At 38.4% G+C, this 19893-nt stretch carries 18 protein-coding genes and 4 tRNA genes; 10 read left to right on the top strand and 12 right to left on the bottom strand.

What is annotated here, in order from left to right:
* Positions 1-4 precede the first annotated feature (4 nt).
* From AC3ITD_RS16135 to AC3ITD_RS16120, 4 genes are read left to right on the top strand one after another with little or no spacing between them, the layout of a single operon-like run.
* Positions 5-3361, top strand: a complete 3357-nt coding sequence (locus tag AC3ITD_RS16135; protein WP_489361253.1) for a TonB-dependent receptor — start codon at positions 5-7, stop codon at positions 3359-3361.
* A 10-nt stretch (positions 3362-3371) separates the two neighbouring features.
* Positions 3372-4880 (top strand): RagB/SusD family nutrient uptake outer membrane protein, encoded by a 1509-nt coding sequence (locus tag AC3ITD_RS16130; RefSeq protein WP_489361251.1) that lies wholly within the window; start codon positions 3372-3374, stop codon positions 4878-4880.
* Between the two features lie 11 nt (positions 4881-4891).
* Positions 4892-6295, top strand: a complete 1404-nt coding sequence (locus tag AC3ITD_RS16125; RefSeq protein WP_489361249.1) for a PKD domain-containing protein — start codon at positions 4892-4894, stop codon at positions 6293-6295.
* Positions 6296-6347: 52 nt separating this feature from the next.
* Positions 6348-7235 (top strand): glycoside hydrolase family 16 protein, encoded by an 888-nt coding sequence (locus AC3ITD_RS16120; protein ID WP_489361247.1) that lies wholly within the window; start codon positions 6348-6350, stop codon positions 7233-7235.
* 253 nt (positions 7236-7488) lie between these two features.
* On the opposite strand, the gene AC3ITD_RS16115 is transcribed toward AC3ITD_RS16120, so the two are convergent.
* The 5 genes from AC3ITD_RS16115 to AC3ITD_RS16095 all read right to left on the bottom strand — a co-directional run bounded on the left by AC3ITD_RS16115 (position 7489) and on the right by AC3ITD_RS16095 (position 11951).
* Positions 7489-8076, bottom strand: coding sequence for a hypothetical protein (locus tag AC3ITD_RS16115; protein ID WP_489361245.1), 588 nt, complete (start codon positions 8074-8076; stop codon positions 7489-7491).
* Between the two features lie 130 nt (positions 8077-8206).
* Entirely contained in the window at positions 8207-8599 is a 393-nt protein-coding gene (locus AC3ITD_RS16110) for a winged helix-turn-helix transcriptional regulator (RefSeq protein ID WP_265798497.1), read from the bottom strand.
* A 126-nt stretch (positions 8600-8725) separates the two neighbouring features.
* Positions 8726-8950 (bottom strand): hypothetical protein, encoded by a 225-nt coding sequence (locus AC3ITD_RS16105; RefSeq protein WP_056848346.1) that lies wholly within the window; start codon positions 8948-8950, stop codon positions 8726-8728.
* Between the two features lie 229 nt (positions 8951-9179).
* Positions 9180-11498, bottom strand: coding sequence for an NHL domain-containing protein (locus AC3ITD_RS16100; RefSeq protein ID WP_489361242.1), 2319 nt, complete (start codon positions 11496-11498; stop codon positions 9180-9182).
* 9 nt (positions 11499-11507) lie between these two features.
* A complete protein-coding gene (locus tag AC3ITD_RS16095) occupies positions 11508-11951 on the bottom strand; it encodes a GNAT family N-acetyltransferase (RefSeq protein WP_489361240.1) in 444 nt (147 codons plus the stop codon).
* Positions 11952-12181: 230 nt separating this feature from the next.
* Between AC3ITD_RS16095 and AC3ITD_RS16090 the strand changes: the two genes are divergently transcribed.
* From AC3ITD_RS16090 to AC3ITD_RS16080, 3 genes are read left to right on the top strand one after another with little or no spacing between them, the layout of a single operon-like run.
* The gene (locus AC3ITD_RS16090) at positions 12182-13456 is read left to right on the top strand and encodes a hypothetical protein (protein ID WP_489361238.1); all 1275 of its coding nucleotides are present in this window, start codon (positions 12182-12184) and stop codon (positions 13454-13456) included.
* A gap of 3 nt (positions 13457-13459) precedes the next feature.
* Positions 13460-14461, top strand: coding sequence for an SPFH domain-containing protein (locus tag AC3ITD_RS16085; RefSeq protein ID WP_489361236.1), 1002 nt, complete (start codon positions 13460-13462; stop codon positions 14459-14461).
* Between the two features lie 10 nt (positions 14462-14471).
* On the top strand, positions 14472-14711 hold the full coding sequence (locus AC3ITD_RS16080; RefSeq protein ID WP_265798492.1) for a hypothetical protein: 240 nt from the start codon (positions 14472-14474) through the stop codon (positions 14709-14711).
* 159 nt (positions 14712-14870) lie between these two features.
* Here AC3ITD_RS16080 and AC3ITD_RS16075 read toward each other — a convergent pair whose 3' ends face one another.
* From AC3ITD_RS16075 to AC3ITD_RS16050, 6 genes are all read right to left on the bottom strand, one after another.
* Positions 14871-15278, bottom strand: a complete 408-nt coding sequence (locus tag AC3ITD_RS16075) for a PIN domain-containing protein (RefSeq protein ID WP_489361233.1) — start codon at positions 15276-15278, stop codon at positions 14871-14873.
* Between the two features lie 17 nt (positions 15279-15295).
* Complete coding sequence (locus AC3ITD_RS16070) at positions 15296-15541, bottom strand: DUF6364 family protein (protein ID WP_489361231.1); 246 nt, start codon at positions 15539-15541, stop codon at positions 15296-15298.
* Between the two features lie 156 nt (positions 15542-15697).
* A tRNA-Glu gene (locus AC3ITD_RS16065) sits at positions 15698-15769 on the bottom strand.
* 84 nt (positions 15770-15853) lie between these two features.
* Positions 15854-15926, bottom strand: a tRNA-Met gene (locus AC3ITD_RS16060).
* A gap of 86 nt (positions 15927-16012) precedes the next feature.
* Positions 16013-16084, bottom strand: a tRNA-Glu gene (locus AC3ITD_RS16055).
* 80 nt (positions 16085-16164) lie between these two features.
* Positions 16165-16240 (bottom strand) — tRNA-Met (locus AC3ITD_RS16050).
* Between the two features lie 114 nt (positions 16241-16354).
* Between AC3ITD_RS16050 and era the strand changes: the two genes are divergently transcribed.
* From era to AC3ITD_RS16035, 3 genes are all read left to right on the top strand, one after another.
* On the top strand, positions 16355-17251 hold the full coding sequence (gene era, locus AC3ITD_RS16045; protein ID WP_489361229.1) for a GTPase Era: 897 nt from the start codon (positions 16355-16357) through the stop codon (positions 17249-17251).
* Positions 17252-17379: 128 nt separating this feature from the next.
* Entirely contained in the window at positions 17380-18681 is a 1302-nt protein-coding gene (gene der / locus AC3ITD_RS16040; RefSeq protein ID WP_489361227.1) for a ribosome biogenesis GTPase Der, read from the top strand.
* A 175-nt stretch (positions 18682-18856) separates the two neighbouring features.
* A complete protein-coding gene (locus AC3ITD_RS16035; protein ID WP_489361225.1) occupies positions 18857-19366 on the top strand; it encodes a GNAT family N-acetyltransferase in 510 nt (169 codons plus the stop codon).
* 3 nt (positions 19367-19369) lie between these two features.
* On the opposite strand, the gene AC3ITD_RS16030 is transcribed toward AC3ITD_RS16035, so the two are convergent.
* Entirely contained in the window at positions 19370-19876 is a 507-nt protein-coding gene (locus AC3ITD_RS16030; RefSeq protein ID WP_489361223.1) for a GNAT family N-acetyltransferase, read from the bottom strand.
* Positions 19877-19893: the final 17 nt, after the last annotated feature.

The following is a 19893-nucleotide window of genomic DNA, read 5'->3' as shown; positions in this document are numbered from 1 at the left end:
GATTATGAAATTGACTTTTGTCGTACTAATCACTTCCTTTTTACAGCTTAGTTATGGAGCTGCCAATGCACAAAACGTAACCCTATCAGAAAAAAATACCTCGCTCTTGAATGTTTTTCGTAAGCTTAACAAAAGCGTAGGTTATAACTTTCTCTATGATCTCGATGTGTTGAAAGAAGCAAAACCGGTAACAATCGAAATTAAAAATACCGATATTAAAGAAGCTTTAAGACGCATTTTTAGCGAACAACCTTTGGGTTACACGATAAAAAATAACACCATCATTATTCACCGTAAGCCTGTTGAAGGCATGCCATTAATTATTCGATCTTTTGTTGATATACGAGGAAAGGTAGTGGATGAAAACGGCCAGCCTATGGCAGGAGCCAGCGTAAAAGTAAAGGGTTCTAACCTTGGTGCAGTAACGGATGTAACTGGTGCGTTTTCCTTAAAAGATGTAACTGAAGGTGCGACTTTAGTAGTGTCTTACATAGGCTACGAAAACAAGGAAGTTACGGCATCAAATGGATTAACGATAACGCTTACTCCACAAGCAGGTTTACTGGCTGATGCGGTTGTTATCGGCTACGGAACGCAAAAGAAAAGCGTAGTAACGGGTGCCATTGCATCAGTAAAAGCTACTGATTTGAAAGATATGCCTGTGGTGCGTATTGAACAATCTTTACAGGGTAGAGCTTCGGGCGTAACGGTTACCACGAGCTCTGGTCAGCCTGGAGATGGCGGGGTAGTTAGAATTCGAGGTATTGCGAATATTAATAATGCCAATCCTTTATATGTAGTTGATGGAGTAGTGATTAACGGTGGGATAGAATTTTTGAATCAATCGGATATAGAATCGATTGAGGTTTTAAAAGACGCCGCTTCGGCAGCTATTTATGGTACCCGTGCAGCAAATGGCGTTATCATTGTATCGACGAAAAAAGGCTCAAATACTGGTCGTATTCGTGTAGAATACAATAATTACATTGGTACGCAAGCTCCTTCTACCAAGTTAAATTTATTAAATGCCACACAGTATGCCACCATTTATAATGAATCGCAATTGGCAGATGGTGTTACAGGAGTTCGTTTCCCAAATCCGGCGCAGTATGGTGAAGGAACGAATTGGCAGGAAGCTGTTTTTAACAACAAAGCGATGATTCAAAACCACGATTTAAACATGAGCGGGGGTAATGATAAATCAGTTTATTACGGCTCGTTCAGTTATTTCGATCAGGATGGTATCGTGGCCACGCAAAATTCGAAGTTTAAAAGATTTACAGCCAGATTTAATTTCGAGCATAAAATCACCAAGAATATCAAATTTGGAAACTCAATCGGTTATACCCGAATCAATTCAATTGGTGTAAGTACCAATACCGAGTATGGTTCGCCATTAAGCCGTGCCATCAATATGGATCCAATTACACCAATTGTAGAAACTGATCCTGCAAAATATGGTTTACCAAAGTATCTCAATAATCTGGTCGTTAGAAACGATGCAGGTTTTCCTTATGGGATATCTGACTATGCGCAATCGGAAATTTTGAATCCGGTAGCAGCTTTGCAGGTTGCTCAAGGTAACTCTTGGAGCGATAAAGTGGTTGGAAATGCCTTTGTTGAAGTTGAATTTTTAAAAGGGTTGAAGCTGAGAAGTACAGGTGGTGTGGATTTAGCTTTCTGGGGTGGACAATCATTCCGTCCGATTTATTACCTCAATTCAATCAATCAATCTACTTTAACCGCTTACACCAGAGATAGTAACCGCGGTTTATTTTGGTCATTAGAGAATACTTTGAGTTATGATAAAACTATTGGAAAGCATGTAATTACCGCCTTAGTGGGTTACTCGGCGCAAAAAAACAAAGGCGAAACAAATGGTGGTATTAAAGAGGGTATTCCGGTTGATAACATTCGGGATGCTTCATTGCAGTTTCCGGTAGCCAGAACGAATTCGGATTTTTATGGCGGAGAATATCAAAACACCTTAAACTCTATTTTTGGAAGGCTTATTTATAATTATGATGAGAAATATTTGTTCACAGGTATCATCCGTAGAGATGGATCATCACGCTTCGGTCCAAACAATAAATACGGTTATTTCCCTTCAGGATCTGCTGGTTGGGTAGCTTCGAGAGAAGATTTCTGGCCAAAAAACAACATCGTAACCTTTTTAAAATTCCGTGGTTCTTACGGTGTTAACGGTAATGATAACATTCCTGATTTTAGCTACTTAGCAACTGTAAGCGGAGGAAGAAATTACTCATTAGGAACAGCATCTGGACAGACGTTAACCAATGGAGTAAGTCCGAATGCGCTTTCCAATCCTGATTTAAAGTGGGAAGAAACCTCATCTTTCGATCTTGGTTTCGATGCCACTTTGTTTGAAGGCATTACTTTATCAACCAGCTATTTCAATAAGAAAACTTATGGCATGTTGTTGCAGCAAGTGGTTCCATCTTATGTGGGCAACTCTGGTCCGTATGCCAATACAGCCGATTTATACAACCGCGGTTTCGAGATCGAATTGGGTTGGAACAAAAGAGTTGGTGAGGTAAGTTTTCGTATAGCAGGTAACGCAGCGTTCATCAAAAATGAAGTAACGCTGTTAGGAGCCGATAAAGATTACATACCAAGCAGGCAAACGATTACGCCGCAAAGTTTAGAGGTTACCCGTGTTGCGGTTGGCCAGTCTGTCGATTCATTTTTCGGTTACCAAACTGCTGGCTTGTTTCAAAATCAGGCAGAAATTAATAATTACAAAAATGGTGCTGGCACATTAATTCAGCCAAATGCAAAACCTGGTGATATTAAATTTTTGGATTTAAATGGCGACGGTGTAATTAGTGATGCGGATAGAACTTTCTTGGGAAGATCTAACCCCAACTTTACTTATGGATTAACATTTTCAGCCAAATACAAAGGCTTCGATGTTTCCATTTTTGGCCAGGGTGTTTCTGGAAACATGATATTTAATGGTTTAAGAAGGTTCGATTTAAGTCCATCAAACTATACCACTAACATTTTAAACCGTTGGACAGGTGAGGGAACAAGCAATACAGTTCCTCGGGCTACATTGGCCGATGATAATAAAAATTATAGCCGTGTTTCCAATTTGTTTTTAGAGAGTGGTGCTTATTTCAGATTGAAAAACGTTCAGCTTGGATACACTTTGCCAAAAACACTTGTGAATAAGGTGGGCTTAGATAACCTTAAATTTTATGTAATGGCAAATAACCTATTTACGCTAACTAAATACAATGGTTACGACCCGGAAATTGGTGGGGGTAGTTTAGGTGTCGATCGCGGTTTCTATCCACAGGCGAGATCATTCTTCGTAGGTGTAAATGTTGGATTTTAATAATATAGAGATGAAAACTAAACATATAAAATATTCGATAGCCATTTTGGCCATCATGCAGTTAATGGTTTCCTGCAAGAAAGACTTTTTGGAGTTAACGCCAAAAGGAACCGCGACAGAAGAAAATTTTTATCGCAATGAAACAGAAGTTTATCAAGGCCTGGTTGCCGTTTACGATGTAATGCAATGGGGCACAAGTGGAGGCTACACCATGAAGCAGCCCTTATTAAGTGCTGCATCTGATGATTGCTGGGCAGGAGGAGGTAATGCTTCCGATCAGCCAGGCTGGGTAGCATACGATAACTTCAATATGGATTCGAGGTTGGGTCCACAGGTGGGTTTATGGTCTAAAAATTTCACCGGAATAAACAGGGCGAATATCATTTTAGATAAAATTGAGAAAGCCACAAATTTAAGTGCTGGTTTTAAATCTAGAATAACAGCAGAAGCTAAATTTTTACGTGCCTACTTTTATTTTGATTTAGTTCGGTTTTTTGGTAATGTTCCGTTAATTACCAAACAAATACCAACGGCCGATCTTTACACACAAACACAATCGGCCCCTACAGCGATTTATGCACAAATAGAGAAAGATTTGAGAGAAGCCTTTCCTAGCTTGCCACCAACGGTAGCGGCAAATGAAAAAGGTAGAATTTCTAGAGGAACGGCAAAAGCACTATTAGGTAAGGTGTTACTTTTCCAAAATGACAATAGTAAATTGGCAGAAGCCGCAACGCTATTTAATGATGTGAATAAAACCGGAAATGAATATGGTTATGCCTTGCTTCCAAATTATGCTGATATTTTCAGGCCTGATAATAAATTTAATTCAGAAGTAATTTTAGAGATTCCTCACTCTACCGTATCTGCCTGGGGCGATTGGGGTTGGGTAAATGGTGGCGAAGGAAATGTTGCACCCCAATTTATTGGCATGGATAGCTACAATGGCGATACTTACTCTGCAGGATGGGGTTTTTGCCCTGTAACGCTCGATTTAGTAAACGCCATGAAAGCTGATCCACGTTTTGCAACTTCTATTATAGACGGTGCTGCACTAAAAGCTGCTGGTGCTACTTATACCGCTCGTTATCAGAATACCAATTATTTTATTAAAAAATATGCGCCATTAAAGGCATATCGCTCAAATAGCGGGGTTGCCGAATTAAACTGGCCAATAGATGAGATTGAAATGCGTTTAGCCGATACGTACTTAATGGAAGCAGAAGCTTTAGTAAGATCAGGAGGCAATGCAACGAGAGCTTTGGAATTATTAACTGCCGTTCGGGCCAGGGTGGGTTTAGCCCCGGTACCAGCAACACTTGATAATATTTACAATGAGCGCAGACTTGAGTTGGCTTTTGAAGGACATCGTTTTTTCGATTTGGTACGTACCAACAGAGCTGTTGCCGTGTTGGGTCCATTGGGTTTCAAAGCAGGAAAAAGCGAATTACTGCCAGTTCCTCAACAAGAAATCGACTTGACAAAAGGCGTAATTAAACAAAATCCAGGTTATAATTAATTAGATATATCATGAAATTAAATTATATCATTAAACAAACAGCCGGGTTTTTAAGCCTGCTGTTTGTGCTAAGCTTTAGCGCTTGCAAAAAAGAAAACAACGATAAAGAGCTGGATGCTGCACCAACAGCGGATCAAGTGAAGTTTACGGTTACGCCAACCGCAACAAATGCCAATGTAGTTACGTTAGTCAATCAATCTCCGGGTTTCAAGGCACTATGGGATCTTGGTAATGGCGCTACAGCTGATGGAAATAACGTGACAGCTTCTTATCCTCTCGCCGGAACTTACACCGTAAAATTAACGATTGCAACTGCTGGAGGTTCTGTTTCAAGCACCAAAACGGTAGTCATTGCAGCAACAAATCCCGCCATGTTAACTGATCCAGCATTTACCACATTATCTGGTGGCTTATCTAATGCAGCAGGTTTCACCTGGGTTATTGATCAAAAATCTGCAGGTCATTTGGGTGTGGGTCCAATTACCTCACAAGCACCCGATTGGTATCAGGCTGCGGCAGATGAAAAAAACGGACAGGGTTTTTACGATGACGAGATGACCTTTAACATGAATGCCTTAAAATATACCTACGATAATAAAGGAACAACCTTTGCCAATGCCGCAAATGCGCCTGGAATTGGTGGCCCGGCTGGATCAAATGATCCAACGGTAAACTATACGCCGGCAACTAACTTAACCTGGTTAGTAACAGAAACCAATGGTGTAAAATACTTAACTATTTCTGGCGGAGGGTTCATCAGTTATTATTTGGGTGTATCTCAATATCAAATTTTATCGTTAAACGAGAACGAAATGTGGCTGCGTTGTTTAGATAAAGCAAATGCTGGAAATGCCTGGTATTTGAAACTGGTTAAAAAAGGTTATGTACGGCCTGTAATTCAAAAACCATTGCAAGCGGCAAATTTAAGTGATGATTTCCAGGCTACTGCAAATTTTAGCTGGACTGCAGAGAATGTAGATTTTGTTAGGCCTTATGATAATCCTGCCAAGTTTCCAGTAAATACCTCTGCAAAAGCGGGTTATTACGAGAAAAAAGCTGGAGGCGACGGTCAGTATGGGAATTTAAACGTAACCCTGCCATATCGATTTAACTTAGCCACTACAAATAAGGTGAGGTTAAAAGTTTTCTTCCCTGGCGGAAATGATTTCACTAAAACCCCAGCAACCGTTTCAGTAAAACTACAAAACTCTTTGCTGGGTGGCAATGCCTGGCAGACTCAAACCGAAATTGTGAAAACTTTAACGGCTGTTCAATATAATACATGGACGCAACTAGAGTTCGATTTTTCAGGTATCAGCGGGCAAACGCTCTACGATAAAATTGTAGTTCAGCTTGGTGGAGAAGGGCATCCAAACCCAGGGCTCTTTTACATAGATGACTTCGAATTCAAATAAAATTGTGCTAGATCAGTTGGATTTTAAGGCCAGCTGATCTTTATATATCGATATGATGATCAAGACAAGAAAATATTTCACGAAACAAATTTTTGCTGCATTTGCTCTTGCTGTAATTGGGTTAAGTTCATGTTCTAAAGGCACTGATGATGATGGTTTGGTATATGTTCCGCCAACACCTGCCGGGCCACCGGTAGATAAAGGATGGACGTTTGAAACTTCACCAACCTGGGCCGATGAATTTACGAATACCGGAGCACCGTTAACAAGCAATTGGGATTACGATACCGGTGGAAGTGGCTGGGGCAATAACGAACTCCAGTTTTACACCAACACTACCAATAATGCCAATGTGGCGGGCGGGCTTTTAACTATCACAGCGAAGAAAGAAAGTATGGGTGGAAGAGATTATTCGTCAGCTAGAATGGTAACGAGAAATAAGCTGGATGCCTTATATGGGCGTTTCGAAATAAAAGCGAAGCTGCCTTTTGGAAAAGGAACATGGCCGGCCATCTGGATGTTACCCACCGATCGCTTCTATGGTGATTGGCCAAAATCAGGAGAAATTGACATCATGGAGCATGTAGGTTACGACCAGGATATGGTTCATTTTACTACGCATACTGAAGCTTATTATTTTAAAATAAACACACAAAAATCGAGTACTAAGAAAATTGATGGCGTGAGCACTGCCTTTCATTTATACCGCGTAGACTGGACGCCCTATGCCATTCGAGGCTACTTTGATGATGTTAAAGTTTTCGAGTTTGCTAACGAAGGTACGGGATATAAGGCCTGGCCTTTCGATAAAAAATTCCATTTGCTTTTAAACATTGCTGTTGGTGGCGATTGGGGAGGAGCTCAAGGTGTAGATGCTTCTATCTGGCCACAAAAAATGGAAGTAGATTATGTTCGTTATTACAAAATGATTGATAAGTAATTTGCAGGTTAGTTTAATTGTTGAAGTCGTTCCATTCGGGACGGCTTTTTTTGTGTTTAGTCATCAATTAGAATGTGTTTTAGCATTTTTCATACTATTAAGAAGCTGAAAAAAATTCAGCGGAACGACTAAAAAAATCCTGTTTAAAAAGAACGGGGATAAATCATACCGACCTATCCCCGTCATCTAAATTAACGCTCTCAAATATATAAACAGCTAAAAAGCCGATTTATTATATTGAGCAGAAAATATTTTATTTTTTTGCTGCTGGCTTCTTTGCTGCCGCCTTAGGTTTCTTTTCAGTAGCCACTATTTCTTCCTCAATCACAACTTTTTTCTTAGCTGGCGCTTTGGTTTTTTTTACTTCTGCAACTGTTTCTTCTGCAACCTCTTTTTTCTTAGCTGGTACTTTAACCTTCTTTGGTGCTGCAGCAACGTCTTCATCAGTAACTTCTGTTTTCTTTTTTACAGGTGCTTTAGCTTTTTTTGGTTCAGCAATAGTTTCTTCGGCTGCCACTTCTTTTCTCTTAGCTGGTGCTTCACGCTCAACGGCAGGAGCGTCAACTTTCACTTCCTCTTTGGTTTCTGTAGCTTTAGGAGCATCTACATTTTGTAAGTAGTTAACTAAAATTTGTCTTAAATAAACCTCTGGCTTTGGCATATTAATGATGTGGCCAGGTTCTTTATCCTGAGATTGTTTAATGTAAGCCGATTTAATTTTGCCCCAATCCTTCGAATAAAGTCTGATAAACATCTCTACAAATTGCTCGTCTGTATATTTTTTAGGCAACCTACCCAGCACTGCCTGAATTTTTTCTTCTTTTTTATGTAATACCGCCATCGCTTTTATTTTGGGCAAAGATAACCGATATTACAGATAATCATGTAAATAGGAAATTTAAACTTTTTATAAGTTCGAAAAAAAAGGAAAGTTTTAGTGGGGTGGCGAGTATGAAACTTATTCTGCTCATTTAAGCTTCAACTTCTTCTAAAATACCATCAGTCTTTCTGCTTGCCACTAATCTTTCCCGGTGTTGCATTCCCCAATTTCTAAGTTCGTCAATCACTTTATCTAAAGATTCACTGTATTCAGTGAGCTCGTAAGTAACAGTTACAGGAGTGGTAGCGAACACTTTACGCAGTACAAATTCGTTCAGTTCCAATTCCTTCAATTCTTTCGATAAAATTTTAGGGGTAATATCACCCAACGACTTTTGAATTTCATTAAAACGTTTCGGACCATCCTGAAGTGTTAATATTAATGGCAACTTCCATTTTCCGTTTAAAACATAAAGGGCATCTCTTACTGCATTTAAACTGGTATTACAAGTTTCCAGGGTGTGAATTTCTCTGTTAAAAGCCATGGTATAAAGTTAATAACTTTCCTAAAGGATACTGCTATCCTTTGGGAAAGTAGTACCCTTTTGATATCACAGTAGATTTTCACCTTTTCAGCGCTATATTAAAATCATTTGGTACAATCTTTTAGCTTACTTTTTCTTCCAGCCTTTTTGCATTTTTTTATAAGCTTTCTTGCTAATCTTCGATTTCTTTTTTGAGCGGGATTTGCCCTTCTTTTTACGGGCATTGATGTTATTAACCAACGAATTTTTTACGCCAAGCTTATTCTTCTTCTGGCCTTTTTTCTTTGCTTTTTTGTCTTTTTTCTTTCCGCCTTTTTTCTTACTGTCTTTTTTCTTCTTTTCCTTTGCCATATCTTCTTATTAAATGAATATGAGTAACAACATTCTATAAGATTCAAAGTTCTAAGAGGCTGACTAAATTTCAATGAAATAACGCTTAAGTAAATGGGGAGACCCGACAATAAAGAAAATTTGCCACAGATTTTCAGATTGACCCCAGGGTTTACTTTATCTTTTGCGTCGCTATTAAGCTTATGGTTTTTAAATCGAGTTATAAACTTTTGAGGATTTTTCTTTCTAGCTATCGTACAATAAGCACACTACCCGATAATTTTTTAGCACCTCCTTCAGCAATAATTTGGTAATAGTAAACGCCAACAGGTAATTGCTTTCCGTTAAAAGTTCCATCCCAAGGATTTTTATATCCACCGGAACTAAAAACGATACTGCCGTTTCTGTTAAATACCTTCACCAAATCGCTATTACCCACGCTCGTTACTTGCCAGTAATCATTAATGCCATCGCCATTCGGACTAAAAGAATTTGGCGCAACAATTTCACAGTCGTTTCGAATAAGGACGGTAATCACATTCGAATATGCATTTGGATTAGTGATACAATTCCCCTCGCTCGCTACCACACAACTTATTTCATCTCCATCATTCAGATTGCTCAATACAATCGTCTTGGTGTTTTGCTTAATGTCCAGCCCATTAATAAACCAGGTATATGCGGTAATATTTTCTTCTCTTTCGATGGTTGCCGTAAAAGTAATCGGCTTTCCAAAACATATCGCTTCATTAGCTGATGATTCAATACTTACCGTTGGTATAACTGCTGGTAAAATACTCATCCTAATAGCGTTTGATTTTCCAGAAGCAACTGGAATACAATAATCATTATTAATAATCTGGAGGGTCACTTCATCACCATCTTTAAGTTCGGTTGTGGTAAATGTAGGATTGCTGTTATTAACCTGTTCGTTATTAACCATCCAAATGTAGCTAGGGTTATCTCCAATATTATCTGTTGCCGCATTAAAAGTGATGGGCGCATTTTCGCAAACAACGCTTGAAATTGTTCGGATAAGCGCAAAAGGCGTTTGGAAACCAGAAACAATTAGTGTTTGGTCTTTCGATTCGACTCCGTTAGTTGCAGTAATAACGCTTGTTCCTTCGCCAACAATATGTATTAATCCATTAGCAATCTCTGCAACTTGTGTATTGCTACTGGAATAAGTGATCGGTAATCCGCTTGTTGCGCCAGGATTAAAGTCTGCATCGCAAGGAGTTTTCGCTAACAACTCAGGAAATGCAATACTACTTGGTGAAATAACTTGAATTTTCACTATGGTACTACTGCTTCCAAAAAGGTTATAAGCGGTAACCGTATAATCATTAAGGGGCGAGGTTGCGGTAGGTGTACCACTAATAATCCCTGTTTTAGCATCGAAAGTTAGTCCTGGCGGAAGGGTTTTGTCAATCGTATAACCAGTTAAGGCTATCTTTCTAATTAAGTTATTTTGGAAATCAGTTACAAAAAGATTTCCTATCACATCAAATGCCAGCATAATGGGGCCATTAAAACTACTATTTGTACCAATTCCATCCATGCGGCCAACCGTTCCATTACCTGCCAGAGTGCTTACAATGCCTGCAGGTGTGATCTTCCTTATTTTGTTATTTCGATAATCTGCAACATATAAATTATCAAGCGGATCAATCGTAATTCCAGTTGGATAATTTAGGCTTGCATTTATTCCTGGTCCATCATTGCTTCCTGCTGTGCCATTGCCTGCAAAACTAGAAACAATTCCTGCTGGAGTTATTTTTCGTATTTTATTGTTTCCGGCATCGGCTACATAAACGTTTCCTGCTCTATCAACAGCAACTCCATCTGGATTATTGAATGTCGCGTTTGCCGCATTGCCATCCAAGTTTCCTGTAGCTCCTGTTCCTGCAATGGTGGTTACAAATCCGGTGCTGGATATTTTTTTGATCTTATTGTTTTTTTGATCCGCTAGATACAAATCTCCGGCATAATCAAAATTAAGTCCGCCTGGGCTATTGAAACTACCCGATGCACCTGCAAAAATGGAGTTGGTGCCAGTGGGGGTGATTTTGTGAATGCTATTATTGTCGAAACTCGATACATAAACATTTCCAGCTGCATCGGCAGTTAGTCCGGTTGGCGTACCGACATTGCCTATTGAAGTAACTTGTGCTGCGGGGCTTATCTTTCTGATAGATCCGCTACCATAGTCACAAACATAAATATTGCTTTGCGCATCTACGCCTATACCAGATGGTAAATAAAAACCAGATGCAGTGCCGTTGCCATTGTAAGATGTTGATCCTCCGCTTCCCGCAAAGGTAATTACCTGTTGATAAACGTTTGCAGGTATGGCTCCTCCAGTATTAGCAGGTATTAGTGGAGATATCGGCGATCCGGTAAAATAAATTTGTGGTGAAACAAAACTTATGTTGGGCGCTTGAGCATTAGCAAGTTTTCCAGTAAGAAGAATCAACAAGCTAAGTAAGCTAACTGTTTTTAATTGGTTGTTCACGAGGGCGTTTGGTAAAAATTTATCTAAACTTACACAAATGTAAATTTTCCTCATCAAACTATTTTATTTTGCTAACTCCATAGCTAAAATAGGGTACGGTTTACCCGCATCATCGTTTTCAAAGCGTTCCATTATAACGAAGCCCAAATGTTTGTAAAAGCCTACTGCTTGTTCATTTTGCTCGTTTACATCCACTTTTGTTGCCTTCATCTCTTCGATGGCAAATTTCATCAATTCTTTACCAATTCCTTTGCCTCTTGCACTTGGATCAATAAATAGCATTTGAATATTATCGTTTGATAAACCTAAAAATCCCAAGATAACATCATGCGCTTTGAAACAAAATAGATCAACTAGATCGAAATATTTGGATAAAATCAGTTGCTTATAAGTTAGAATATCCCTCTCGCTTAAAAAATGATGTGTTGCTCTTACGGATCCTTCCCATACTTTGATCAATATTTCATAATCATTTTGGGTTGCCTTGATGATATTAATTCGTCGCATACCAGGTAGTTGATGGATTGTTAATGTAGTTATTTTCAGACGAAATTGATATCGGAAAGTGCATTTCTAATAAATCGCAAGCCATTAAGCTGAACATCAGAAACGAATATCAATACATACCTCACAAATAATAAACAGATATAAACGCATATACATTTTAAAAACAAACATACCGATGATGGCTTTAATATTGAACATTGATGTGGAACGAATTAAATATTTTACCATAAATGGCAAAACAAATTAAAGCAATTAAATGTCCGCACTGTGGCAGCATAGGTAAAACAGAAATCAAGGCTGATCATTTTATTTGCAGCAGTTGCAACACCGAATATTTTTTGGATAATGACGACATCAACATTAACCACAATATAAATTACAATACTCCTCTATTTAATACAGGAGGAGGTAAAAAAATCGGTCTAATCATTGGCTCGGTAGTAGCTGCATTTTTCGTTGTTGCATTGATAGTTCCACTACTTTTTGTAGGCAAAAAAAGCAAAAATGTTAACGAATATGTTCGGCCAGAATTTAATTGGTATTCTCAAGAGCAGTTGGCTTATACTGATAAAAATGGACAGCCCATTGTTGTTGTTTTTGGCGCCCGCAGATATTCGGGTAATGATAATGAAAATGAAACAGGTACGTATATTAGTTTTTACGATTTGATATCAGATAAAGAACTTAAGACACAAAAAATAGGGACTTTTAATATTTCGAATAGTAACGATTTTAAATTAAAACAATTTAGCAACGGCGATTTATATGCCATCGCCAATAAAACAACCATCTATAAAATCGATAAAGAAAATTATTCACCAATTGATGTAACGCAAAGCTTATTTAAAAATCATACGGCGCTGGCGAGTGGTATTGCAAATGCAGAGTTTGCATACGATAGCAACGGAGAAGCCTTTAACTTAATGACTAACGAGGGTATAAATGTTTTCTTTTTCCCATTGATTGATAAAATTTACACCAAAGATGAAATGAGCGCCAGCCAACCTGCTTTTGAGAAAAAAGAAATAAATGAAAAGCTAAAAACACAATATAGGTTTTCGTTGCATAGTGATGATTACCCTGAAGAGAAAATACAGTTGTTTAAATATACCATGAAAGATAATGAGGGCGGACCTGATTATTATGTGCATTTAAGCTGGATGAATTATAGAGGTAAAAAAATACTCAACTATTTTCTTTGGGATGTCCTCCGTTCTTACACCGATCTCACCCCAGGCAGGGTGTATTTTGATCCTAAAATTCTATTTAGTGATAACGACTATGTAGTTATCGCTACCGATAAAACTCCGGCAGATAAATCACCAACTAATATTCAATGCATTGATGCAAAAAACGGTAAGTTAATCTTTAGCTACCCAGTTCCAACTCATGAAAATTTCCATGATGGCATTCGGTACAAAGATGGATTTGTGGTCAGAGCAGGTAATTTCCTCCTCACTATTGGGATGGATGGAAAATTAATTAAAGAATTTAAATTAAGGTAAACCATGGGAATAATAAACTTTTTCAAAAACCAGCTATCTCAGGTAATAGAGTGGGATAATCAAAACCCAGAGATTTTAGTGTACAAGTTTCCATCTGGTAACGATGAACTTAAAAATGCCAGTAAACTAATTGTTGGGCCAGGGCAGGGTGCCTTGTTGGTTTACGAAGGGAAGCTAACCGATGAAATTACAGCAGAGGGCATTTATGATCTGGAAACTGATAACCATCCTTTCATCACCACGCTATTGAAATTGCGTACTGCTTTTGAAAGTGAACACAAACTGAAAATTTATTTCTACCGTACATCAGAAAATGTAAACCAGGGATGGGGTACCGTTCAAGCGATTAAGTACATTGATCCCGTTTATAAGATTCCAGTTGAGCTTGGAGCTAACGGTTCGTTTTCGTTCAAAATAGCAGATGCAAAACATTTATTCAGTAATGTAATTGGCTCGTCAGATCAATACACTGTTCTTGATGCAAGGCAAATGCTCCAAAGTCGTTTTCCGCAAGGTATTGCCTCTTCGCTCGCACAAGGTGGCGTGTCTTATCAAAACATTGATTCGCAACTGCCACTGCTTTCGCAAAATATAAAAGATCAGATTAATAATGAGGTGAGTAACCTGGGTTTCGTTTTAACGGATTTTAAACTTAACGGGACAGTTTTTGACGAGGCCACAAAAGAACGAATTGGCAAGATTGCAGATATTACTGCCGATGCTATGGCTGCTGGAGAAGGTGGTTTAACTTATGTAGAGCTTGAAAAGTTAAGAGCCTTAAGAGATGCTGCCCGAAATGAAGGCGGTTTGGCCGGAGCGGGTTTACAGTTTGGGGTAGGTATGGAGATTGGAAAAACTTTCGATACCATACGAAACGAACAGAGTGACAATTCTGCTTCCGACCCGGTTTCCAAACTCCAACAGCTGAAACTTCTTTTAGATGAGGGTATTATTACGCAACAGGAGTTTGATCAAAAGAAAACAGAATGGCTAAATAAGTTTTAAAGAAACAGTTATGAAAAAGATTATTGGAATTTTTATTGTTATTCTTGTTATCGCCTTTGTAGGCATATTGGGTTTAAGAATTTGGAATATCGAAGTGGTGAGCCTGCAAACAATAATAAAAAGCAGCGCTACCTTGTTAGTATTAGGCATCGCCATCGTAGTGCTGATTATCAGTTACGGATTTTATTTTAAGGATAACTCAAAAGGTTACGATAAGTCTGTTGGTAATCGGGCGCATCCTAAGGTTTAAAGGTCAGGAAGAATAGAGTCTTAAATGAAAAAAGCGATTTGAATAAACAAATCGCTTTCTGTAGCCCAAGCGTTACAGTTGTCGAGCACCTTTCAGGACCATTTGATACTTTTGGCGAACATGGGAGGTGATCTATTGACAGCCTATGAGACAAATTCGCTATGTACCACTAAAGCTAGCCAATGCTTCAGTCGGTGTGAGAACGGCAAGTTTGCTCTTTTTAAAATCTTTGGTATTTCGAGTGACAATAAAATCTAAATCGGGGATGCTTAGGGCACTATGGTATTGAATGGCATCTTCATAATCTTTAAAATCTGTTTTAAGCGACTGACGAATAGCAGCAGCTGTTACGTCTGTTATTTCCGTCATATCAGCCAGTTCCTCCAGCAATCTCAAAGTAGCATTTCCGGACATAGACTGACGAAGAAGGTAATATATGTTATTGTAAGAGACAGCGGCTATAAAAATCCGTACTTTACCATTTACAGCTAGATCAAAAAGTTTTGCAGCATCCATTGCAAAAGGCTGCCGGTTTGCCAGAAAATCAATAACTATGTTGGTATCCATGAAAACCTGTTTCATGCTTACCCGTGTTTCTCGTTCAAAACCTTGGCTAACTCCTTTTTGTAATCGAAATCCTCAGGAAGTTTTACTGATCCCATTAATTTGGCCACCCTTGGCGATAATGTCTGCACAGATTCCTCTGAAACACTGATAGATTTCAGGTAATTTTCTACGATATCAGATAAACTTTTTCCTTTTTGGCGGGCATATTTTTTAGCCGAATCAATTACTGTATCCTCTATCGTTAATGTGAGTTTAGTATTCATAACACGTGTGATGAGTAAATCAAATATACGTGTTTAAATTTCATTTAAAAAGACTGCACTAAAAAAAAAATAACAAAAAAACCTTCAGGTTTTGAAGGCTTTTTTGTTGATTTTTATGGAATAATCCCCATGTTGTTCCCATGACGAGAGTTTATGTAGCCCGTAGGGGAATCGAACCCCTGTTTCCAGAATGAAAATCTGGCGTCCTCACCCCTAGACGAACGGGCCATTAAAATCAGTCTTGAGTCTTTAGTTCTCAGTCTTGAGTCAATAAGACTTTGGACCTGGTACTGACGACTTCAGACTACTTAGTAGCGGGGACACGACTCGAACGTGCGACCTTCGGGTTATGAGCCCGACGAGCTACCAACTGCTCCACCCCGCATTACATTGTATTTTTACGGTATTACCAACCTCAATTTTGCAGTGTTGAAACTGATAAAAAAACCGCCATCTAATTAAGCGGTTTCGTAGCCCGTAGGGGAATCGAACCCCTGTTTCCAGAATGAAAATCTGGCGTCCTCACCCCTAGACGAACGGGCCATTAAATCAGTCTTGAGTCTTTAGTTCTCAGTCTTGAGTCAATAAGACTTCGGACTTGGTACTTACGACTTCAGACTACTTGGTAGCGGGGACACGACTCGAACGTGCGACCTTCGGGTTATGAGCCCGACGAGCTACCAACTGCTCCACCCCGCATTATATACAACTCGTTTTTTCACTTGAATTAAATCCTTAACTCTGTTTCCGAATTGGAATGCAAAGATATAATTCGTTTCTTTGTGCTGCAAATTTTTTTTTAAAAATATTTCTATGGCGCATAAAGCAGGTTTTGTTAGTATAATAGGTAAACCCAATGTTGGCAAATCTACCCTAATGAATGTGCTTGTTGGCGAGCGACTTAGCATCATAACTCCTAAAGCGCAAACCACAAGACATCGTATTTTAGGTATCGTAAATGAGGAAGATTATCAGATCGTTTTTTCTGATACTCCGGGTATTATTAAGCCAAAATACTCTTTGCAAGAGAGTATGATGAGCTTTGTTAACGGATCTTTGACCGATGCCGATGTACTTTTATTCGTTACAGATATCAACGAAACGCATGATGAAGATGATGTTTTAGAGAAAATACTAAACCGCGATATTCCTACGATTGTGTTGATTAATAAAATCGACAAAGCATTGCAAGAACAGGTTGATGAAAAGATTGCTTATTGGCAAGAAAAGCTAAATCCCATTTCTATTTATGCCATTTCGGCCTTGCATAACCACAATGTAGATGGAATTTTAGATCATGTTCTGCAATTGTTGCCTGAGCATCCGGCTTATTATGATAAGGAAGAATTGACCGACCGCTCGGAGCGTTTCTTCGTTTCGGAGATCATCCGCGAAAAGATTTTCTTGAACTATCAAAAAGAAATTCCTTACAGTACCGAGGTAATTGTAAAGAGTTTCAGGGAAGAAGAACTTAAAAACGGTAAAGGTAGCATGGTTCGGATTATGGCTGAAATTGTGGTAGAACGCGACTCGCAAAAAAATATTTTAATTGGTACTGGTGGCAGCATGCTTAAAAAAGTAGGTACAGAAGCCCGTTTGGAAGTCGAGAAATTTTTGGATTCGAAAGTGTTTTTAGAGTTGTTTGTAAAAGTAATTCCTGATTGGAGAAGCAAAAAGAATTACCTAAAGAGCTTTGGTTACGATAATTAACCGTACCTTTGCAGCCCGAAATAAATCGGTTAGGAGTTGATAATCAATGGCTAATTGATATAGACTTAACAATTTTTACGTTTGTGATAGAAAATCTACAATCGTAAATTTACAATCATAAATACAAAATGAGTAATATTATCGCCATCGTAGGCAGGCCAAACGTAGGCAAAAGCACCCTTTTTAATAGATTAACTGAAAGTCGCAAGGCAATTGTAGATGATATGAGCGGCGTAACCCGCGACAGACATTACGGCGTTGGCGAGTGGACGGACAAGCAATTTACCGTAATTGATACTGGTGGTTACGTAGCTAATTCTGAAGATGTTTACGAAGCGGCTATCCGCGAACAGGTAATGATTGCTATTGAAGAAGCAAGCGTTTTAGTATTCATGGTTGATGTAACGACAGGCATTACCGATTTGGATGATGATATTGCCCAGGTTTTACGCAGAAGTAAGAAACCTGTTTTTGTTTGCGCAAACAAAGTAGATAATACTGCACTGTACAATGAAATCCATACTTTTTATGGCTTTGGTTTGGGCGAAGTGTATCCACTATCGTCAATGACTGGTTCTGGTACGGGTGAGTTGTTAGATGAGATCGTTAAAAATTTCGAAGATATCCCTGAAGAAGAAAATCAACTTCCAAAAATCACCATTGCTGGTCGCCCAAATGTAGGTAAATCATCTTTGGTTAATGCTTTAATTGGGAAAGAACGCAATATTGTAACTGCAAATGCTGGTACCACCCGCGATTCGATCAAAATTCATTATAACCAATTTGGGCATGAATTTATGCTGATCGATACTGCCGGATTGCGTAAAAAAACTAAGGTTAAAGAAAACTTAGAATTTTACTCGGTAATGCGTACCATCAAGGCTTTGGAAGAGGCTGATGTGGTGGTATTGATGATCGATGCTGTAGAAGGTATCGAAAGTCAGGATATTAATATTTTCCACCTTGCTGAAAAAAATAAGAAAGGTATCGTAATCTTAATCAACAAATGGGATTTGATTGAGAAAAATACGCAAACAATGAAAGCTTTCGAGGAGCAAATTCACGAGCGTATTCGTCCGTTTACCGATGTGCCTATCGTATTTACTTCAGTATTAAATAAGCAACGTATTTTCAAGGCCATTGAAGCTGCTTTAGAGGTTTACAAAAACCGGGGCAAGAAAATTCCTACATCGAAATTAAATGATGTAATGTTGCCGTTGATCGAAAAGTTTCCACCTCCGGCATTGAAGGGTAAACACATTAAAATAAAATACATTACGCAGATTAACGGTACTTCGCCAATGTTTGCGTTCTTCTGTAATTTGCCTCAGTATATTAAAGATCCATATAAACGTTTCATTGAGAATAAATTAAGAGAGAATTTTGATTTTTCAGGATCACCAATTCAAATATTTTTCCGACAGAAATAAGCAGCAAAGAATGAGGTTAACAGAAGTCTAACGAAATTATGATAAGATAAGCAGGGGTCGCATTCTATAGGAAAACGACCCCTGCTTTTTGCTGTCATGGTGAATTTAGAAACAAATCACAAAGAAATATTTATCAAATTACTGCAAGCCAAAAATCAAATTTTACATTTACGCCATGCAAATCGAGGTAAAAAACAGCCAGCTTTTAGATATAGATACCATTTTTAATTTCTACGATATGGCCATTGCTCATCAAAAGAAAGTATTTAACAAGCACTGGCAAGGCTTTAGCAGGGAATTAGTAGAAACGGAAATTACAGATAACCGCCAATATAAAATTTTAGTTGATGGCGAAGTAGCTTGTGTATTTGCAGTAACCTTTAATGATCAACTCATTTGGGGCGATCGCGACCATGATTCAGTTTACATTCATCGTATCGTTACGCACCCTGCTTATCGCGGTTATTCATTCGTAAAAGAAATTATCAAATGGGCTAAAGGTTATGCAACCAAAAACGATATAAAATATATTCGTATGGATACTTGGGCTGATAATGAAAAACTTTTAGCCTATTATACTGGCTGCGGTTTTGATTATGTTGGCGTAGTTACACTCCAAAAATCGGAAGGTTTGCCGAAACACTATGAGGGTATCAGTTTGAGCCTTTTTGAGATTGCTGTTTAACAATCATTTTAATTCGATTTTCCAACTTAACATATCATCTACTTCACCAATATTTACAAAATGGTTTTTTTCCAGAATGGAATATGATGCTACATTATTTTTTTCAGTAGCGGCATAAATTGATTTAACCTTTGGTTGTTCTTTTGCCCATTCAGTTATTCTACCGACTGCCTCGGTCATAAAGCCTTTGCCCCTAAACTCTTCATAAGTACCGTAACCAATTTCAATTTCTCCATCAGCGTCGGGTTCACCAACAAAGCAAATATCGCCAACCATTTTTTGGTCTGGTTTAGAGATAACTACCCACAAGGTGTGATAGAGATATTCTTTATCTTTATCAAAAACATTGGGCAGAATAGTTTTCTGAAGTGCATCATGTAACGATTTCGAAATATTTTTTTTGGTAGGTAAAAGTCCGAATTCTTTTTCCAGAGAATGATCAGCCCGAATATATTTTAGTAGTTGATCATGAAGCAATGGTTTTAAAATAAGCCGATCGGTTTCTATCATGGTAGAGCATTAAACAG

The sequence above is a fragment of the Pedobacter sp. KH_004 genome, assembly GCF_057840755.1.
The sequence above is the reverse complement of the archived record's forward strand: the minus strand, read 5'-3'. Positions and strand labels throughout refer to the sequence as shown.